The organism is Ruegeria arenilitoris (assembly GCF_013032445.1).
In the GTDB taxonomy this organism is placed as follows: Bacteria; Pseudomonadota; Alphaproteobacteria; order Rhodobacterales; family Rhodobacteraceae; genus Ruegeria; species Ruegeria arenilitoris_F.
Map to the genome: position 1 here is coordinate 194,562 of NZ_WQCA01000003.1, position 17,564 is coordinate 212,125.

A 17,564-nucleotide genomic window follows, 5' to 3' on the forward strand; every position below is an offset into this window, starting at 1 on the left:
AGCAGGCTCAATTTGAAATTGGTAAATTGACCCGAAATGGAGCAGTAAATGCGTATACTTCTTGTCGAGGATGATCCGACTACGTCGAAAAGCATCGAGCTGATGCTGACGCATGCCAACCTCAACGTTTATGCCACAGACCTCGGCGAGGAAGGCATCGATCTGGCGAAGCTCTATGATTACGATCTGATTCTGCTGGACCTGAACCTTCCGGACATGAACGGGCATGAAGTGCTGCGTCAGCTGCGTATTGCGCGGGTAGAAACACCGATCCTAATCCTGTCGGGCGCGGATGATACGGAAAGCAAGATCAAGGGATTTGGTTTCGGCGCTGATGACTACATGACCAAGCCGTTCCATCGCGAGGAACTGGTGGCCCGTATCCACGCCATCATCCGCCGCTCGAAAGGGCATTCACAATCCTTCATCCATACCGGCCAGGTAGCAGTGAATCTGGATGCCAAAACTGTAGAAGTTGAAGGCAAGGCGGTGCATCTGACCGGCAAGGAATACCAGATGCTCGAACTGCTGAGCCTGCGCAAAGGCACGACACTGACCAAAGAGATGTTTTTGAACCACCTCTACGGCGGAATGGATGAGCCAGAGTTAAAGATCATCGACGTTTTCATTTGCAAACTGCGCAAAAAGCTCAGCAATGCGACCGGCGGTGATAACTATATCGAAACCGTCTGGGGCAGGGGCTATGTCCTGCGCGATCCGCAAAGCAATAGTGTTGACGAAACCCGAATGGCCGTCGGCGCCTGATTTGAACATGGTCGCCGTTGGTCCGGGGCGACCTTTCTCACTCACTGAACAGCACGACTGGACCTAGCCATGGCCTCGCCCTATCACTGAGGTCCAAGAATACGTGACAGGGCGAGGCCATGAGCAAATTGATTCCGGTATCTGACCTGACTGAGGACGCCGCGCGGGCGGAACTTGAGCATTTGGCCGAGCAATTGTCTCGGGCAAATACGCTGTATCACGCAGAAGACGCGCCTGACATTTCCGACGCTGAATACGATGCGCTGAAACGTCGAAACGCCGAGATCGAGGCGCGATTCCCGCAGTTAAAAAGGGCAAACAGCCCCTCGGATCAGGTGGGCGCGCGTCCGGCTGACGGGTTCTCCAAAGTCACACATGCCGTGCGCATGATGTCACTGGGCAATGCCTTTGATGACGAGGACGTTCAGGATTTTGATCGCTCGATCCGAAAATACCTTGGGCTAGACGCGACAGAACCTTTGTCCTTCACCGCTGAGCCCAAGATTGACGGCTTGTCACTGTCTTTGCGGTATGAAAATGGAACGCTGGTTCAGGCCGCCACCCGTGGCGATGGCGAGGTTGGAGAAAACGTCACCGCCAATGCCCGGACGATTTCTGACATTCCCCAAACCATTGCAGATGCGCCGAAAATTCTGGAGGTGCGTGGTGAGGTCTACATGTCGCATGAAGACTTCGAAGCGTTGAATGCTCGTCAGGAGGAGGCAGGGGAAAAACCCTTTGCGAACCCGCGAAACGCGGCCGCCGGTTCGCTGAGGCAATTGGATTCGACGGTCACACGCTCGCGTCCGCTGCGGTTCTTTGCCTATGCGTGGGGCGAATTGTCCGAGCCGTTGTCTGACACCCAAATGGGCGCGATTGACCGGTTACGTGCATTTGGATTTGCCACCAACCCGCTCACCCAGCTATGCGAAACGACTAGTCAGATGCTGGACCGCTACCGAGATATCGAGGCTCAGCGGTCTACGCTGGGTTATGACATTGACGGCGTCGTTTACAAGGTGAACGATCTATCTCTACAGGCGCGGCTCGGGTTTCGGTCAACGACTCCTCGCTGGGCCATCGCACATAAGTTCCCGGCCGAACTGGCCTGGACCCGGCTGGAATCAATCGACATTCAGGTAGGACGCACCGGCGCGCTCAGCCCGGTGGCCCGGCTGCATCCGGTGACTGTGGGCGGTGTGGTCGTGTCTAACGCCACGCTACACAACGAGGATTATATCGCAGGCCGTGACGCCAAGGGCGGTACGATCCGAGACGGCAAGGACATTCGTGTTGACGACTGGGTGCAGGTCTACCGCGCCGGCGACGTGATCCCGAAACTGGCCGATGTGGACATTTCAAAGCGTGCCGAAGGCGCCGAGCCTTTCGACTTTCCGACGACCTGCCCCGAATGCAACAGCGATGCCGTGCGCGAGGAAGGAGACGCTGTCCGGCGCTGTACCGGAGGCCTGATCTGTCCGGCGCAGGCGATGGAAAAGTTGAAACATTTTGTCTCGCGTAAAGCCTTCGACATCGAGGGTTTGGGGGCAAAACAGATCGAAATGTTCTATGACGATCCCGACCTGCCGGTCAGAACGCCAGTTGATATTTTTACGTTGCAAGAGCGTGATGCTGCGAACCTGAACAAACTGGCCAACCGTAAGGGGTGGGGCGCGCAAAGTGCCGGAAACCTATGGGCTGCCATCGACGAAAAACGCAAGATACCCTTTGGGCGTCTGCTGTTTGCGTTGGGCATCCGGCATATGGGCGAAGCCGCCTCGAATCTGATTGCTACTCATTATGGCACCTGGCCCGACTTCGAAGACGCCGTAACTGAGGCAGCCAAATTTGAAGGACCGGAATGGGAGGATCTACTGAGTGTCGACGGTGTCGGCGAAGTCATGGCCCGCGCCCTTGTGTCGGCATTCGCGCAAGAGGCTGAACGCGCCAGCATCGACGCGCTAGTTGCGCAACTGGACGTGCAGGAAGCCAAACGCCCCGACACCACCGGTAGCCCTGTTGCAGGCAAGACAGTTGTTTTCACCGGCACGCTGGAAAAGATGACCCGCGCCGAAGCCAAGGCCCGGGCCGAGGCGTTGGGCGCAAAAGTCTCGGGCTCGGTCAGTAAAAAGACCGATATTCTGGTGGCGGGCCCCGGGGCGGGGTCCAAGGCGAAAAAGGCCGCCGAGCTTGGGATTGAAACACTGGACGAAGATGGCTGGCTGCAGCTGATCGGAACCGCATGAGCGGACGCCCAGAACAGTTATTCCCGTTGTTTGCGGGTTTGGAAACGCTGGATGGTATTGGGCCGAAGACGGCACAGGTTTTGGCGCAGGCGGGTACGGACTCGCCGCGCGACGTTTTGTTCAACCTGCCGTATGCCGTCATCGACCGCAGGCGCCGCGATACCATTCAGGGCGCCGACCTGCCCAAGACTCTGACGGTTGAAGTGACAGTTGGCACGCACAGGCCACCGCGCAACAAAGGCGGTGCATATCGGGTGCATGTTGAGGACAGTCAGGCCGATTTCCAACTGGTGTTCTTTCATGCGCGCGGCGACTATCTAAAGCGTGTTCTGCCGCAGGGGTCGAGGCGCGTGATCTCGGGCAAGCTGGAATTGTTCGACGGCATGGCGCAGATGGTCCACCCGGACCACATGCTGCCGGTGGAAGAGGCGCAGAACATTCCAGATTTTGAACCGGTGTACCACCTGACACAGGGGATCACGCAAAAGACGGCTTACAAGGCTGCGCGCAGCGCTTTGGCGCGAGCACCGGAATTGAAGGAATGGATCGACCCGGCTTTGATATCGAAACAGGGGTGGTCGGATTGGTCGGCTGCAATTACGGCTGCGCATAATCCACAGGGGGCGGATGATGTCGCCCCTCATGCGCCCGCGCGCGAACGTATGGCTTACGACGAGCTTTTTGCGCATCAACTGACGCTAGCTCTGGCGCGCCAGCGCGAACGTAAGGCTCGGGGCATCGCCAGCCTCGGGACCGGCGCGTTGCAGGCGAAGGTTCTGGCCAGCCTTCCGTATAAACCCACTGGCGCGCAAATGCGGGCAATTGATGAAATTGCAACAGACATGGCTTCGGATGCACGGATGAACCGTTTGCTACAGGGCGATGTAGGCGCGGGAAAAACACTGGTTGCGTTCATGGCGCTTCTCGTCGCGGTCGAGGCGGGCGGACAGGGTGTCATGATGGCTCCGACTGAGATTCTGGCCCGGCAACATCTGGAGGGCTTACGGCCTTTAGCAGAGGAAGCCGGTATCGTTCTGGATATCCTTACCGGACGTGACAAGGGGGCTGAGCGTCGTGCAAAACTGGCCGCATTGAAGAACGGCGATATTAACATTCTGGTCGGAACCCACGCCGTGTTTCAAAGCGATGTGGAGTTTCAAGCGCTCCGCCTTGCCATTGTTGATGAACAGCACCGGTTCGGCGTTCGGCAGAGGATGGAACTGTCTGATAAAGGGCAGGGCGCGGATGTTCTGGTCATGACGGCTACGCCAATCCCGCGCAGCCTGGCGCTGGCGCAGTATGGGGATATGGACGTCTCGGTTCTCGACGAAAAACCGCCCGGGCGGAAACCTATCAAAACCGCCATTGTCAGTACCGAACGCATGGAAGAGGTCGTGTCCCATCTGCGCCGGGCGATTGACGAAGGACGCCAGTGCTATTGGGTCTGTCCCTTGGTCGACGAATCCGAGGTGTCAGACCTGACGGCTGCTGAAGAACGGTTCAAACGCCTTCGCGCGATTTTGGGGGAAGGAACGGTCGGGCTTGTCCACGGACAGATGCCCTCGGCCGATAAAGATGCCGCGATGAAGGCGTTTCAGGAGGGGCAGACCAAGGTTCTGGTCGCGACAACCGTAATCGAGGTCGGCGTCAACGTTCCGAATGCCTCGATCATGGTGATCGAACGCGCCGAGATTTTCGGGCTTGCGCAACTGCACCAACTCCGCGGTCGCGTTGGGCGGGGCGAGGCGGATTCAACCTGTCTGCTGATGTATCAACCCCCGCTCAGTGAAGGTGGGCGGAAACGGCTTGAGGTTCTGCGTGAGACCGAAGACGGTTTTAAAATCTCGGAAACTGATCTGCAAATGCGCGGTGCCGGAGATCTGATCGGTACGGCGCAATCCGGTTTGCCGAAATTCCGGATCGCGGACCTTGAACGGCAGGCCGGATTGATGGCTATCGCCCAAACTGACGCGCGTGCATTGCTGTCAGCTGACCCGCAGCTGAATTCGGACCGAGGGCAGGCGGCGCGTGTTCTTTTGTGGCTGATGAAACAGGATCAGGCCATTCGTTTGATTTCAGTAGGTTAGGGATTTTGTTCCTGTAAGTTCACAAATGTTCTCAAAAAGTTCTTTACCGACTCGATAAAATATGAGAACAAAAGGTCAACAAAGGATTAAAGTTCTGACCGGAGGTGAGACCATGCTGACCCAGATCAAGACCGCTATTAGCCGCTCGCAATCAACGCTGTTGCAAGATGCTGTGGGGGCTGTGTCTCTGGTGGTCATGCTGATGGTGGCCCTTCACCTGCCTGGAACGTTCTGACCCTTTTCTGCCTGCGATCTCGTGCCGATCATACCGCGCTGTCATTCCCATTTCAGTCAAGGGTGACCTGCCTGTCCCATTTCCCTTGAGGGGCCTGCCTCGGCCCCGCGCGACTATCCGGACCCCACGCGAGACACGCACAACCTGCCGCCGCCCTTTCCGCCCGGAAGGCGCGGCGGTTTTTTCTTAAAGCTCACCCGTCTTGATGATCTCAAGCATGGCAGACAGCACAGAATTCACCGCGACCGAGGCAAGGATCATCCCCATGACACGGCTGATAATGGCAGCACCGGAATACCGAATAAGGCGAATGATCGGGTCGGCCAAAAGCATCAAAACGAATGAAATCAGAATGACGGACAGCATTACCAACGCCGTTATGCCCTGATCTGCGGCGCTGTAGCGATGGTTGTCGGTCAGGATGACGACGGCCAGCATCGCTCCGGGGGACGCCAAAGAAGGAACTGCCAGGGGAAAGATCGCCGGGTTAGGGCGGTGCGATGGCCTTTCCAGTTCCTCTTCGGCTTCATGCTGTTCGACAACCTGTTTGCTTTCCCCAAAAATCATCGTCAGAGCGAATAGAAAAAGAATGATCCCTCCGGCTACCTGAAACGAATTCAACCCGATATCCAGCGCTTCGATCAAAAGCTGCCCGAAGACTAAGAAAAACAGCAGGACCCCGGCGCTGACCAAAGCCGCAAGAAAGGCCGTTTTACGACGGGCCGAAGCCGTGAGGGTGGCCGTCACCGCGATGAATACGGGGATGGTGCCGATGGGATCGATAACGACCCAAAGGGTTACGAAATGCTCAAGCAGATTATTCAAACCAATCCCTCCCCCAAATTTTGGCTGAGATTAGACGGGTTTGCGTCAGAAAGCCACGCTTAGGCGCAATTGGCCTGTTCTGCCTGCTTCATGGCCTCAGTTGCAGCCTCCAAGGCTAACAGAATTGAGGCATGGCGGTTCTTGTAGTCCCGCGCGGGGATCAGAACTTCGAGCCCATTGAAGGGCGCGTCAGGCGCCGGGCCATTCTTTTTCAGCATGTCCGAGAGCTGGTCGCGCGCGGTTTCCACCTGTGCCCGTGTCGCTCCAACAATTGCACTGCCGACAACCGAAGCCGAAGCCTGCCCCAGCGCACAGGCTTTTACATCCTGTCCGTAATCTGAGACCTTGCCGTCCTGCATTTTCACATCCACGGTTACGGTCGATCCGCACAGGGGCGAGCGCTTTTTCACCGTAGCGTCGGGATTTTCAAGCCGGTCCAGGTGCGGAATATCCGCAGCCAGCGCCAGAATGCGGCCGGAATAGAGCTTAATCAGATCGTTCTCGCCGGACATGGGTTTCCCTCGTTGCGTGTTCCCCATACATAGAGGCCATCCACCGGGATGCAAAAGGTTTTTATCATGTCCGCAACTGTCGCATTTGACCCGACCGAACTAAAATATAACGAGGCTGGTCTGATCCCGGCCATTGCCCAGGATGAAAGCACCGGCGAGGTGTTGATGATGGCTTGGATGAACGTCCAAGCCGTTGAGAAAACGCTGGAAACCGGGCGCGTGACCTACTGGTCGCGGTCTCGTCAGTCGTTCTGGATCAAGGGCGAAACCTCGGGTCATGTGCAGGAATTGGTGGATTTCCGCTTTGATTGCGACCGTGATTGCTTGTTGGTTCTGGTGTGTCAGACGGGTGCCGCATGCCACACAAACCGCCGTACCTGCTTTTACACCGCCGTGCGTGACGGCACCGAGGTAGAGCTGATGTCACCGATGGAGTGAATCGGTCACAAGCCCACCAGTGCCCGGATACCTACAGGTGTTGCACCCTCAGCCCGGTATTTCGAGATCGCTCGCGCATCGTCGCGTTTCGCCAAACGCTTACCTGCGTCGTCCCGGATTAGCCGGTGATGAAGGTATCGCGGCGTCGGTAGCCCGAGCAGGACTTGTAGAACGACATGAATTCGCGTGGCTTCGAACAGGTCCTGACCGCGTATGACATGGGTGATGCCCTGAGCGGCGTCATCCAAAACGACTGACAGGTGATAGGACGTACCCATGTCCCGCCGGGATAAAACGACGTCGCCGATGGTTTCCGTCAGTTCGTCCAAGGTGAAGGCGATGGCACCCGTCTCACCATTGGGTCCAGCACCATCTTCCTGAAATGATCCAACAACGGCGTCAGCTTGCGCGGCGTTCAGAAGGAATTTGCCTGCAACAGCCATATCCAAGCGTAACGGTATGTCCTTGGGGCGCGGGCCATCTGCTAATTTTGGCTGCCATTTCGCTCGGCAGGTACCGGGATAGACGATCCCGTCCGGCCCATGCAAAGGCACACCTTCCTGCGGCGCACTGGCGGCGGCAGCGATATCTTTGCGGTTGCAGGTGCAGGGGTACAGCAAACCACGTGTCCATAATTCGTCCAGCGCCTTGTCGTAGGCGACCAAACGATCGGATTGTCGTAGCACGGGTTCAGGCCACCGCAGGCCCAACCATTGAAGATCATCATATATTTGATCCTCCCAATGAGCCCGAGACCGCGAACGGTCGATATCCTCGATCCTTAGCAGGAATTGTCCGTCTTCAGCCTCGGCAAGATCATGCGCCAGCATTGCCGAATAGGCATGACCCAAATGCAAAGGGCCAGTGGGCGAAGGCGCGAAGCGGGTCTTAAATATCACGCTTTTTCAACAACATATACTTCGGACTTCAGATCCATGCCCGGCAAATGAGGGCCGTATTCTCGAAACAGAAGTCTCGCGGCGCCCATGTCCAGCCAATCATTTAGTCGGGTCGTGTAAGACTTGTCTGTAAGGGTATGATCGTTAAAGGAAAATGCCAAAAGACCGTTTCGGGGCAGGGCGCGCATCAGCAGATCAAACACCTCAGGCGGCGCGGCACCCACGCTGATGACGCCGATGGCAGCGATAACCTTATAAGCGCCTTCCTTCAACGGGTTCGGGTCGGTGATCTCAAAAGTTGAGAGAGCGCGATAAATGCCCTTGGCCTCGGCTCCCTCAAGCATTTGGGGCGTCGGGTCGATCCCATCAATGACCTGAAAACCGACGGAGCGTAACGCCTCTCCCGATAGACCCGTTCCACACCCGTAGTCCATAACAGGTGTCTGGGGCTCAGGCATTGCCGACCAGAGGGCTTCGGCTACTCGACCGGGGGTCGCGTAACCATTTGCGCCGACTTCCGCATCGTAGGAGGAAGCCCACTTTTGATAATGTGCGCGTGTGGATTCGGGCGTGTCTAAGTTGAAGGCATCTTTGAAGTTATTGTCGCTCATACGCAGATGTTAGGATGCCAGGCCGGGGTACGTCCAGTCAGCAATTGGCTAGCCAGTTTAACCATTCAGCCTTGGCCCGATCAGTGTAGGCCTTGTACCGATCCTTGCGGCCACGACGCCCTCCTTTCAGCCCGTCAACCGGGCGGAACAGGCCGAAATTGACGTTCATGGGCTGAAAGGTCTTGGCTTCGGCCCCACCAGTGATGTGGTGGATCAGGGCACCCATGGCGCTGTCCTGCGGCACTTCGGGCAGGTCAAGGCCCAGAATCTCGGCTGCGGCCAGACGACCGGCCAGAAGCCCCATGGCCGCGCTTTCGACATACCCCTCAACTCCGGTGATCTGCCCGGCGAAACGGATGTTCGGCTTGGATTTCAGACGCATCTGCGCATCCAGCAGCGTGGGTGAGTTGATAAACGTGTTGCGGTGGATGCCGCCCAAACGCGCAAAGCTGGCATTCTCCAATCCGGGGATCATACGGAACACCTCGGTCTGCGCGCCGTATTTCATCTTGGTTTGAAAGCCCACAATGTTGAACAGCGTACCAAGCGCATTGTCACGACGCAGCTGCACGACGGCATGCGGTTTCACGTCCGGCTGATGCGGATTGGTCAGGCCAACCGGTTTCATCGGTCCGTGACGCAAGGTTTCGCGGCCACGTTCCGACATCACCTCGATCGGCAGGCACCCGTCGAAATAGCCCGCGGTTTCGCCTTCGTGAAACTCGGTTTTATCGGCGGCCAGCAAGGCATCGATGAAAGCCTCGTACTGATCGCGGTCCATCGGGCAATTCAGGTAAGCGGTGCGCTCTTCCTCGGTCTCGCCCTTATCATAGCGCGACTGCATCCAGGCTTTGCTCATGTCGATGCTGTCGGCATAGACGATCGGGGCGATGGCATCGAAAAAGGCCAGCGACTCGGCACCGGTTTCGGTCCGAATGGCTTCACCCAGCGCGGCCGAGGTCAGGGGACCTGTGGCAAAGATCCAGTGGTCGTCGTAGGGCAGGGTGGTGACCTCTTCGCCGGTGACCTCGATCCGGGGATGGGCGCGCAGTTTTTCAGTGACCGCTTCGGCAAAGGGATCGCGGTCCACGGCCAGTGCTCCACCGGCGGGCAGACGATGCGCATCGGCAGTTGTCATGATCAACCCGTTGGCTTGGCGCATTTCCCAGTGCAACAGGCCAACCGCGTTCTGCTCATCATCGTCCGAGCGGAACGAGTTCGAACACACCATCTCGGCCAGGTTGCCAGTTTGGTGCGCAAAGGTGCCTACTTTGGGTCGCATTTCGTGGATCACAACATCCACGCCCATCTCTGCCGCCTGCCAGGCAGCTTCGGACCCGGCCATGCCGCCGCCCACGATATGCAATTTCTGTGTCATGGGCTGCCACATAGGGCAGAGCACCGCGCAACGCAACATGGGTGAGTGGGTTTGAAACTATAGGGGGATTTTGGGGTCGCCGCTGCGGGAATGTCGATGCCGGTGAGAGAAACCGACTGGAGGGACCTTCCGCCCACGGCGACCCAAAAGTGTCTCCAGAGCATACGCTCTGTCCCAGCTTTGCCATAGTGTCGCCATTTTGAAAAGTGCTAAAATGAGGACAGTCCCTAAAAATGTGGACAACAATTGCCTCATTGATGCCAATTTGGCGGTCTTTTTTCGATGAACGCAGAGATTCCTTCTTCGGTATCCCGATGCAGCATATTCTGAGCCATTACATCGCCGGTATAGGCGTAGGCCTCTTCAATCGACATATCCAACTGCTTGTAGAAGGCCTGCTTGCCGATCTTCACGGCTGATCCCAACTTATCCGCAAGCTGATCGGCAAGGGTTGTCGTTTCGTGTTCCAGCAGCATTTCGGGCACCACGCGGTTGATCAGCCCCAGCTCAACCGCTTTTTCAGCCGAGATGAAATCGCCGGTCGTCAGCATCTCGAACGCTCGTTTGCGCGGGATGTTCCGGCTGAGCGCAACCATCGGCGTTGAGCAGAACAGCCCGATATTCACCCCGTTGACGCCAAACCGGGTGCCTTCGGCGGCAACAGCCAGATCGCAGGTAGCGACCAGCTGGCACCCTGCAGCCGTGGCAATCCCGTGCACTTGTGCGATGACAGGCTGGGGCAGGGACTGGATCGACAACATCATCTGCGCGCATCTGGCAAAAAGATCCTGGAAATAAGCCTTACCGCCATCCTCGAACTGACGCCCAGCCGTCATCTGTTTCAGATCATGACCCGCGCAAAATGCCTTACCTTCGCCTGAAAGGATTACCGCGCGAATCGAGCTGTCATCCCTCAGGGCGTCAAATTCGGATTGCAGCGCGGACAACATCTCATCGCTCAAGGCATTCAGGCGCTCGGGCGCGTTCATTTTAAGGGTCGCAACCGCGCCTGTGTCGTTACGTTCCAGAATTGCCATCTTGCCCTCCGATCTGATGTCGGGCCAACTCTAGGTCGGCAAAGCGAGGAGGGGAAGCATGACGTTGGCAATGGGTCGGGAAGACCTGATGGAGTATATGGGGCAGATCTTTCCGCAGGTGCATCGGGACTTTGTGGTCGAGGACCTGACCGAGGACTCGATTGTCATGCGGTTGGTGGTCGAAGACAGGCACCTGCGTCCCGGAGGAACCGTGTCCGGCCCGTCCATGTTTGGGCTGGCGGATGTATGTGTCTATGCGTTGGTTCTGGCCCGCAAGGGGCGTCAGTCACTGGCGGTGACCACCAACAGCTCATTGGATTTTCTGCGAAAACCCGAGGGTGGCAAAGACATGATCGCGCAGTGTCGCTTGCTGAAACTGGGCCGCAGCCTGGCGGTAGGCGACGTTCTGATGTTCTCGGAAGGGTCCGACAAGCCCGTAGCGCGGGCTACGATGACCTATTCACTGCCGCCCGAGGGATCCGCCGCCGCATCATTCGGGTAAAAAAGGCCGGGCAGTGCCCGGCCAGGAAGAGGTCCCGTCAAGGGACTGGGGAATCTTAGTCCTGCCAGAAATAGCGGGTGTATTCATTGCGGGCCTGATATTTGGTCAGGCCGACATCTTTCAGAAGCCTGTCATCCAGATTGGACAAATTGACTCGGCTGCGGCGTTGGCGTTCCCACTTTGTCACTGTCGCCGCAAACCGCACGGCCAGCGCGGCGATCAGCGGCAGCCGGGGACTGTCGTTCAGCAGCATGAGGGCGGGGTTGTGCATTGCGCGTGTCATAGTAGGTATCCTTTCAAATTGTATTGACACAAAGTATGCTTGTTCGGTACATGTGTTTGATACATTCAGGATTGTGTCAAAATCAAAGGAAGAATTGTAATGGATACAATTTGGCCAGAGGCGCTACCGAAATCTAAGGGGCCGAAGTATACTCTGGTCGCTGATACAATCCGAAAAGCCATTGATAACAATCTGCTGGATGTGGGTACGAAACTACCTCCAGTGCGGGAACTGGCGTATCGGTTACAAATTACACCGGGAACAGTTGCGCGGGCTTATACGATTCTGACCGATGAGGGATTGTTACAAGCCGAGGTCGGACGTGGTACATTCGTAGCCCCACCAAAATCCCCAATTCTGGATGACGTGTGGGCCAGACAACTGCATTTGCGTGATGATAAATACAACGCTAATGTCAGCCTGTTCAGTCCGCGCTTAGCGGATATGGGACAGGTCTCTCTGATCCGCGAATGCCTGCAGAAGGTGTCCCAAGCCGATCCAGGCCTGTTTTTGAACTACCCAACCCGCGACGCTTATCAACCCATGCGTCAGGCGGTAGTCGAGTGGTTATCGGACTTGCCGCTGGGCGCGCTGACCCATGACGACATTGTACTGACACACGGCGGCCAGAATGGGTTGTGCTTGGTGTTTCAGACCATCCTACGCGGACCCAAGCCTGTGGTTCTGGTCGAAGACCTGTCTTACGCCGGGTTCCGCCGCGCTGGAGAACTGATGCGCGCCGACGTCATTGGCGTGAAGATGGACAAATGGGGGGTCGACCCCAAAGCTATGGAGCAAGTGTTGCGCCAAACCACGGCGCAGGCCGTCTGTGTCTCGCCCGAAGTGCAGAACCCGACCGGTTCGCACACGCCTTTAGAACGCCGGAAAGAGGTTGTTGAGGTCGCCCGGCGTTTTGACCTGCAGATCATCGAGGACGACTGCTATCGCATGGGCGACGCGCGCGAGCCCAGCTATCGGGCGCTGGCCCCTGAGCGGGGGTGGCATGTGTCCTCGATCTCGAAAATCCTGACACCGTCACTACGCGTTGGGTTCGCCATTGCTCCCCGAGAGAGGAGCGTCGATCTACGACGGTCGGCGGAATACGGTTACTTCGGATTAGCGCAGCCGTTGGCAGAACTCACCCGGTTGCTGCTTTCTGACCCCCGTACTCTAAAGATCGCCAAGGATGTGCGCGTACGGATGGGTGATTATGTACGCGTAGCAGTGAATGCGTTGGGTGGGTTCGACCTCAACTGGGCGCCGGACGTGCCCTTTGTGTGGCTCAACCTTCCGTCCGGTTGGCGCGCTGGTTCGTTCACGCGCGCGGCCGAACGAGAAGGGATACAACTGCGGGCCGCAGATGAGTTTGCTTTGCGTGACGGGCGGGCTCCAAACGCCGTGCGCATTGCGATGAATGGCCACGTGTCGCTGGAACGGTTTGAAGACGCAATGCAGCGGTTGCGCAGGTTGCTGGACAATCCACCGGAACAAATCAGCGTCTAAATATGGGGTAAAATAATACCTATTTTTTAAGCAATTGAAATTGAACAATTTAAAAGCGTTTACTGTTGTTGACCTGCGCAGCGCGGGCCTCTAAATACGCTCCATCGAATTCGGGCCGCTCTGTCTTGGGGCGGTCTTTCACATCAAACAGGACTATCCTGCCATGAAAACCTTTTCTGCAACACCTGCAGACATCGACAAGAAATGGATCCTGATCGACGCCGAGGGCGTTGTTCTGGGCCGTCTTGCTTCGATCGTCGCCATGCGTCTGCGTGGCAAGCACAAAGCGTCGTTCACCCCGAACATGGACATGGGCGACAACGTCATCGTGATCAACGCTGACAAAATCCAGATGACCGGCAAGAAGCGCGAAGAGAACTTCTACTGGCACACTGGCCACCCGGGCGGCATCAAGTCCCGCACCAAGCAGCAGATCCTCGAGGGTGCACACCCCGAGCGCGTCGTGACCCAAGCCGTCAAGCGCATGCTGCCGGGCAACCGCCTGTCGCGTCAGCAAATGACCAACCTGCGCGTTTACGCCGGTGCCGAGCACCCGCACGAAGCCCAGGCCCCCGAAGTTCTGGACGTTAAGTCCATGAACAAGAAAAACACCCGGAGCTAATGACCGATGGCTGATCAGATCAATACTCTCGAAGAGCTGAGCGCCGTCGCAGGCGTTGAAACCGTGGCCGAAGAAGTCATCGTGCGTGAACCCGTACGTGACGAGCTGGGTCGTTCGTACGCCACCGGCAAGCGTAAAGACGCTGTTGCCCGCGTTTGGATCAAGCCGGGTTCCGGCAAGGTCACCGTAAACGGCAAAGACCAGGACAAGTACTTCGCTCGTCCCGTTCTGCAGCTGATCCTGCGCCAGCCGTTCCAGGTTGCCGGCGTTGAAGGTGAGTTCGACGTTGTCGCAACCGTCAAAGGCGGCGGCCTGACCGGTCAGGCCGGTGCGGTCAAGCACGGCATCTCGAAAGCACTGCAGCTGTACGATCCGTCGCTGCGCGGCGCTCTGAAAGCCGCTGGCTTCCTGACACGCGACAGCCGCGTTGTGGAACGTAAGAAATACGGTAAGCGCAAAGCGCGTCGTTCGTTCCAGTTCTCGAAGCGTTAATCGCTACGGAATACGAATTTCAAAGGGCTCGCCTAGGCGGGCCCTTTTTCTGTTTGGTTATTCTTCGAAGACCAGCTTCCAGGCCCCGTTTTCCACCACGTTGATGAAGACAATGTCAGCGCCCTGATGGTCGTCTGGACCATAGGTAAGGCGGCTTCCAACCAGTTCGTCTTCGTAATCCAGGCTTTCCATGGCCGCGATAAAGCTTTCGTGGGTCAGGTCAGGCCCGGCGGCCTCCAACGCCTTGACCATCATTTCAGCGGCAGAATAGCCCAGCATTGAAAACCCGACGGGGTCTTCGCCGGTTGCAGCCTTGTATTCCTCGATAAACGCGGCGGGGGCGGGATCGTCGGCGCGGGCCCACAAATCCTTCCATGAGGCGGCGGCGTAGAAACCGTCCGTCACTCCTCCCGGAACCTGTGCGACAACAGTCAGGAAGCTTGCAGCGGTGCCCAGAAACTTCATATCGGTCAGGCCCATCTTTTTGGCCGTGCCGACAACTGTAATCGCCTGACGCACACCCAGCGCAATCGTGACGATATCGCAACCTTCCTCGTTGAGCTTGCTCAGCGAGCCAACAAAATCGGTCTCATCCGGTTTGTGCGTTGTCTCGGCGACGAACGTGATACCGGCTTCTTCGGCACCGGCCTTGCTGCCTTCCAGAATCTCTTCGCCGAAATCCGTCGGCAGATACATGGTGCAGACATTTTGCGAACCGAACTGACCAGCCAGATATTTCACGCCAATGCGACTTTGGTCGAAATAGGTGGAAAACGAGATGAACTTGTTCTTCATCGGCTCTTGCAGCATCTGGCTTGAGGCCGTCAGCGGGGCGATGTTCGGAATGCCCTTGGGATCTAGCAGCTTGAACCCGGCGAGGTTCATCGGAGTGCCCAGCGATTGCAGCATGGCAAACACTTTGTCGCGATTCAGCAGCTTGTTATAGCCCTGCATCGCGCGCGGCATCTGATAGCCGTTGTCTTCGACCACATAGCGGATGGTACGGCCATGCACGCCGCCCGCAGCGTTGACCCGGTCAAATACCACGTTTGCGCCCTTTGTCGCAGGAACCCCAACGGCGGCGAAAATACCGCTCAGATCATTGACCGAGCCGATGACAATTTCATCATCCGTAACACCCTGCGTCTGCGCCAAGGCTAAGGTCGCAGACACCGTCAAAACGGCCGCGGCGGCCAAACCTTTAATCCCGTTGGTCATTACTTCTCCTCCCAGTGAATTCCTTATTTATACATGTCTTCAATAAGATGCGCGTGTTTCTGTTCCACAAAGCTGCGTTTCAGCTTCATGGTCGCGGTCAGTTCATCGTCATTGGCAGTCAGCAAAACGTCGATCAGGCGGAAATCCTTGATCTGCTCAACGCGCGCGAACTCTTTGTTGGCCGCAGCGACTTCAACCCCAATATGATCCTTGATCTCAGGTGCCGCACAGAGCGAGGCGAAGTTCGAAAACGGGATTTTCTGATCCTGCGCGTATTTCTCGACGTTTTCCTGATCGATCATGATCAGGGCGGTCAGGTATTTCCGCGCATCTCCGATGATCACCGCGTCCGAGATATAGGGGCTAAACTTCAGCCGGCTTTCAATCTCGGCCGGGGTGATGTTCTTGCCGCCGGCGGTGATGATAATGTCTTTCAGCCGTCCGGTGATAGTGACGTACCCCTCATCGTCGATATGCCCCAGATCGCCCGTCCGCAGCCAGCCATCAGCGGTGAAAGTCTCAGCCGTTTTGGCGTTGTTCCGCCAATAGCCCTGAAAGATGTTCAAACCCTTCAGTTGGATTTCACCTTCGTCCGAGATGCGGATGTCATTGCTGGCGATAGCCGGGCCAACGGTGCCGATCTTGTTGGTCTCAACGCAGTTTATGGTCGCCAGCCCCGAGGTTTCGGTCATCCCGAAGCCCTCGATCAGTGGCACGCCGATGGCCCAGTACCATTTCAGCAAATCGGGCGAAATCGGCGCCGCCCCGGTTCCGCCCCGGCGCATTTTGTCCAGACCCAGCATCCGCCGCAGGTTGCGCAGAACCAGGCGGTCCCACAGCCAGAACCGCGCCATAACAACTGCGGGAACGGGCTTGCCTGCGCATATATACTCGGCCCGTTCGAGCCCGGCTTTCAGCGCCATCCGGTAGGCGGCCCGACCCGCCGGTGTGGCGTCCTGCGCCATGATCTGGACATGGGAATAAATCTTCTCCCACACGCGCGGCACGGCGACGAAGGTGGTGGGAGAAACCTCTTGCAGATTGGCGAAAACAGTCTCGGGGCTTTCGGCGAAATTGACGACGCACTTGGCGGCCAGCGGGAAATAGATCGAGACTGCGCGCTCCAGGATATGGCAGAGCGGCAGGAAACACAGCTGTTCGTCGGTTTCAAAGGCGGGCAGGGCGCGGGCACCGCTTTCGATGGCGGCCAGGATATTTTCGTGGCTCAGCATCGCCCCCTTGGGCTTGCCGGTGGTGCCAGATGTGTAGATCAGCAGCGCCGTATCCTGAGGTGATGCCAGCGCCAGTTCGGCCTCGAACCGCGCAGGATCATCAGCCTCGGCCAGTTGTCCCAACGCGTACAATTCGTCGATCATCATGCAGCGGGGATGGTTTAGGTCGTGCAGGCCCTCATCCTCAAGAATGATGACGTTCAGCAGGCCCGGCACCTCGGTTTCGATCTCAAGGTATTTATCCAGTTGCTCTTCATTTTCGACGATCAGGAAGCGGCTGTCGCTGTCATTGATTAGGTAGCTCAACTGGTGGGCCGAGTCCGTCGTGTAGACACCCGACGCAATGCCGCCGACGGCTTGAATACCCATGTCGAACCAAGCCCATTCCTTACGGTCTTCGGACAGGATCGAGACGACCTCGCCGCGTTTCAGTCCCAGTTTCCACAGGGCCAGCCCGATCCACTTGGCGTGCTGCCAATAGTCGGCCCACGAATAGGACTTCCAAATCCCAAGGTCCTTTTCACGATGCGCGGTGCGGTCCCCCAGCGCGGCACAGCGTTTCTGAAACAGCTGGGCAACGGTGGTGCATTCGTCCACATGCACCGGGCGCTGACCAGCGGTGGCGTTGAACAAGACACCATTGATTTTGGTCTGCGGGGGCAGGGTGCTGATGTTCAAC

Annotated in this window: 18 protein-coding genes; 9 read left to right on the plus strand and 9 right to left on the minus strand. The window is 57.3% G+C overall.

The genetic code is table 11. The features are described 5' to 3' along the window. Window positions 1-48 precede the first annotated feature (48 nt). From ctrA to GOW98_RS26015, 4 genes are all read left to right on the plus strand, one after another. Window positions 49-765 carry a response regulator transcription factor CtrA gene (ctrA, locus tag GOW98_RS05405; RefSeq protein WP_170330043.1) on the plus strand — a complete coding sequence of 239 codons (717 nt, stop codon included), beginning with the start codon at window positions 49-51 and terminating at the stop codon, window positions 763-765. Between the two features lie 119 nt (window positions 766-884). After that, entirely contained in the window at window positions 885-3,011 is a 2,127-nt protein-coding gene (gene ligA / locus GOW98_RS05410) for an NAD-dependent DNA ligase LigA (RefSeq protein ID WP_170330044.1), read from the plus strand. Then, window positions 3,008-5,098, plus strand: a complete 2,091-nt coding sequence (gene recG, locus GOW98_RS05415; protein WP_170330045.1) for an ATP-dependent DNA helicase RecG — start codon at window positions 3,008-3,010, stop codon at window positions 5,096-5,098. The genes ligA and recG overlap by 4 nt, the downstream gene beginning before the upstream one ends. A 112-nt stretch (window positions 5,099-5,210) precedes the next feature. Then, entirely contained in the window at window positions 5,211-5,333 is a 123-nt protein-coding gene (locus GOW98_RS26015) for a hypothetical protein (protein ID WP_302478167.1), read from the plus strand. 186 nt (window positions 5,334-5,519) lie between these two features. Here GOW98_RS26015 and GOW98_RS05420 read toward each other — a convergent pair whose 3' ends face one another. Both GOW98_RS05420 and GOW98_RS05425 read right to left on the minus strand, forming a co-directional pair. Continuing rightward, window positions 5,520-6,158 (minus strand): MarC family protein, encoded by a 639-nt coding sequence (locus GOW98_RS05420; RefSeq protein ID WP_170330046.1) that lies wholly within the window; start codon window positions 6,156-6,158, stop codon window positions 5,520-5,522. Between the two features lie 59 nt (window positions 6,159-6,217). Then, the gene (locus GOW98_RS05425) at window positions 6,218-6,670 is read right to left on the minus strand and encodes an iron-sulfur cluster assembly scaffold protein (RefSeq protein ID WP_170330047.1); all 453 of its coding nucleotides are present in this window, start codon (window positions 6,668-6,670) and stop codon (window positions 6,218-6,220) included. A gap of 48 nt (window positions 6,671-6,718) precedes the next feature. Between GOW98_RS05425 and hisI the strand changes: the two genes are divergently transcribed. Beyond that, window positions 6,719-7,108 (plus strand): phosphoribosyl-AMP cyclohydrolase, encoded by a 390-nt coding sequence (hisI, locus tag GOW98_RS05430; protein ID WP_170330048.1) that lies wholly within the window; start codon window positions 6,719-6,721, stop codon window positions 7,106-7,108. 5 nt (window positions 7,109-7,113) lie between these two features. Here the strand turns inward: hisI and gluQRS are convergent, their stop codons facing one another. The 4 genes from gluQRS to GOW98_RS05450 all read right to left on the minus strand — a co-directional run bounded on the left by gluQRS (window position 7,114) and on the right by GOW98_RS05450 (window position 11,033). Further along, the gene (gluQRS, locus tag GOW98_RS05435) at window positions 7,114-8,007 is read right to left on the minus strand and encodes a tRNA glutamyl-Q(34) synthetase GluQRS (protein WP_170330049.1); all 894 of its coding nucleotides are present in this window, start codon (window positions 8,005-8,007) and stop codon (window positions 7,114-7,116) included. Continuing rightward, the gene (locus GOW98_RS05440) at window positions 8,004-8,618 is read right to left on the minus strand and encodes a class I SAM-dependent DNA methyltransferase (RefSeq protein WP_170330050.1); all 615 of its coding nucleotides are present in this window, start codon (window positions 8,616-8,618) and stop codon (window positions 8,004-8,006) included. The genes gluQRS and GOW98_RS05440 overlap by 4 nt, the downstream gene beginning before the upstream one ends. Before the next feature lie 37 nt (window positions 8,619-8,655). Then, complete coding sequence (trmFO, locus tag GOW98_RS05445) at window positions 8,656-9,996, minus strand: methylenetetrahydrofolate--tRNA-(uracil(54)-C(5))-methyltransferase (FADH(2)-oxidizing) TrmFO (protein WP_170330051.1); 1,341 nt, start codon at window positions 9,994-9,996, stop codon at window positions 8,656-8,658. A gap of 251 nt (window positions 9,997-10,247) precedes the next feature. After that, window positions 10,248-11,033, minus strand: a complete 786-nt coding sequence (locus tag GOW98_RS05450; RefSeq protein WP_170330052.1) for an enoyl-CoA hydratase — start codon at window positions 11,031-11,033, stop codon at window positions 10,248-10,250. 58 nt (window positions 11,034-11,091) lie between these two features. Between GOW98_RS05450 and GOW98_RS05455 the strand changes: the two genes are divergently transcribed. Beyond that, window positions 11,092-11,535 (plus strand): PaaI family thioesterase, encoded by a 444-nt coding sequence (locus GOW98_RS05455; RefSeq protein WP_170330053.1) that lies wholly within the window; start codon window positions 11,092-11,094, stop codon window positions 11,533-11,535. A 55-nt stretch (window positions 11,536-11,590) separates the two neighbouring features. Here the strand turns inward: GOW98_RS05455 and GOW98_RS05460 are convergent, their stop codons facing one another. Further along, window positions 11,591-11,818, minus strand: a complete 228-nt coding sequence (locus GOW98_RS05460) for a DUF1127 domain-containing protein (RefSeq protein WP_170330054.1) — start codon at window positions 11,816-11,818, stop codon at window positions 11,591-11,593. 99 nt (window positions 11,819-11,917) lie between these two features. On the opposite strand from GOW98_RS05460, the gene GOW98_RS05465 reads away from it, so the two are divergent. From GOW98_RS05465 to rpsI, 3 genes are all read left to right on the plus strand, one after another. Next, window positions 11,918-13,321: a PLP-dependent aminotransferase family protein gene (locus GOW98_RS05465; protein WP_170330055.1), complete on the plus strand. Its 1,404-nt coding sequence runs from the start codon at window positions 11,918-11,920 to the stop codon at window positions 13,319-13,321. Between the two features lie 163 nt (window positions 13,322-13,484). Further along, a complete protein-coding gene (gene rplM, locus GOW98_RS05470) occupies window positions 13,485-13,943 on the plus strand; it encodes a 50S ribosomal protein L13 (protein WP_170324880.1) in 459 nt (152 codons plus the stop codon). Between the two features lie 6 nt (window positions 13,944-13,949). Further along, window positions 13,950-14,435: a 30S ribosomal protein S9 gene (gene rpsI, locus GOW98_RS05475; protein WP_039535473.1), complete on the plus strand. Its 486-nt coding sequence runs from the start codon at window positions 13,950-13,952 to the stop codon at window positions 14,433-14,435. Window positions 14,436-14,492: 57 nt separating this feature from the next. Here rpsI and GOW98_RS05480 read toward each other — a convergent pair whose 3' ends face one another. After that, a complete protein-coding gene (locus tag GOW98_RS05480; protein ID WP_170330056.1) occupies window positions 14,493-15,653 on the minus strand; it encodes an ABC transporter substrate-binding protein in 1,161 nt (386 codons plus the stop codon). Between the two features lie 23 nt (window positions 15,654-15,676). Beyond that, complete coding sequence (locus GOW98_RS05485) at window positions 15,677-17,563, minus strand: AMP-dependent synthetase/ligase (RefSeq protein WP_170330057.1); 1,887 nt, start codon at window positions 17,561-17,563, stop codon at window positions 15,677-15,679. Window position 17,564 lies beyond the last annotated feature (1 nt).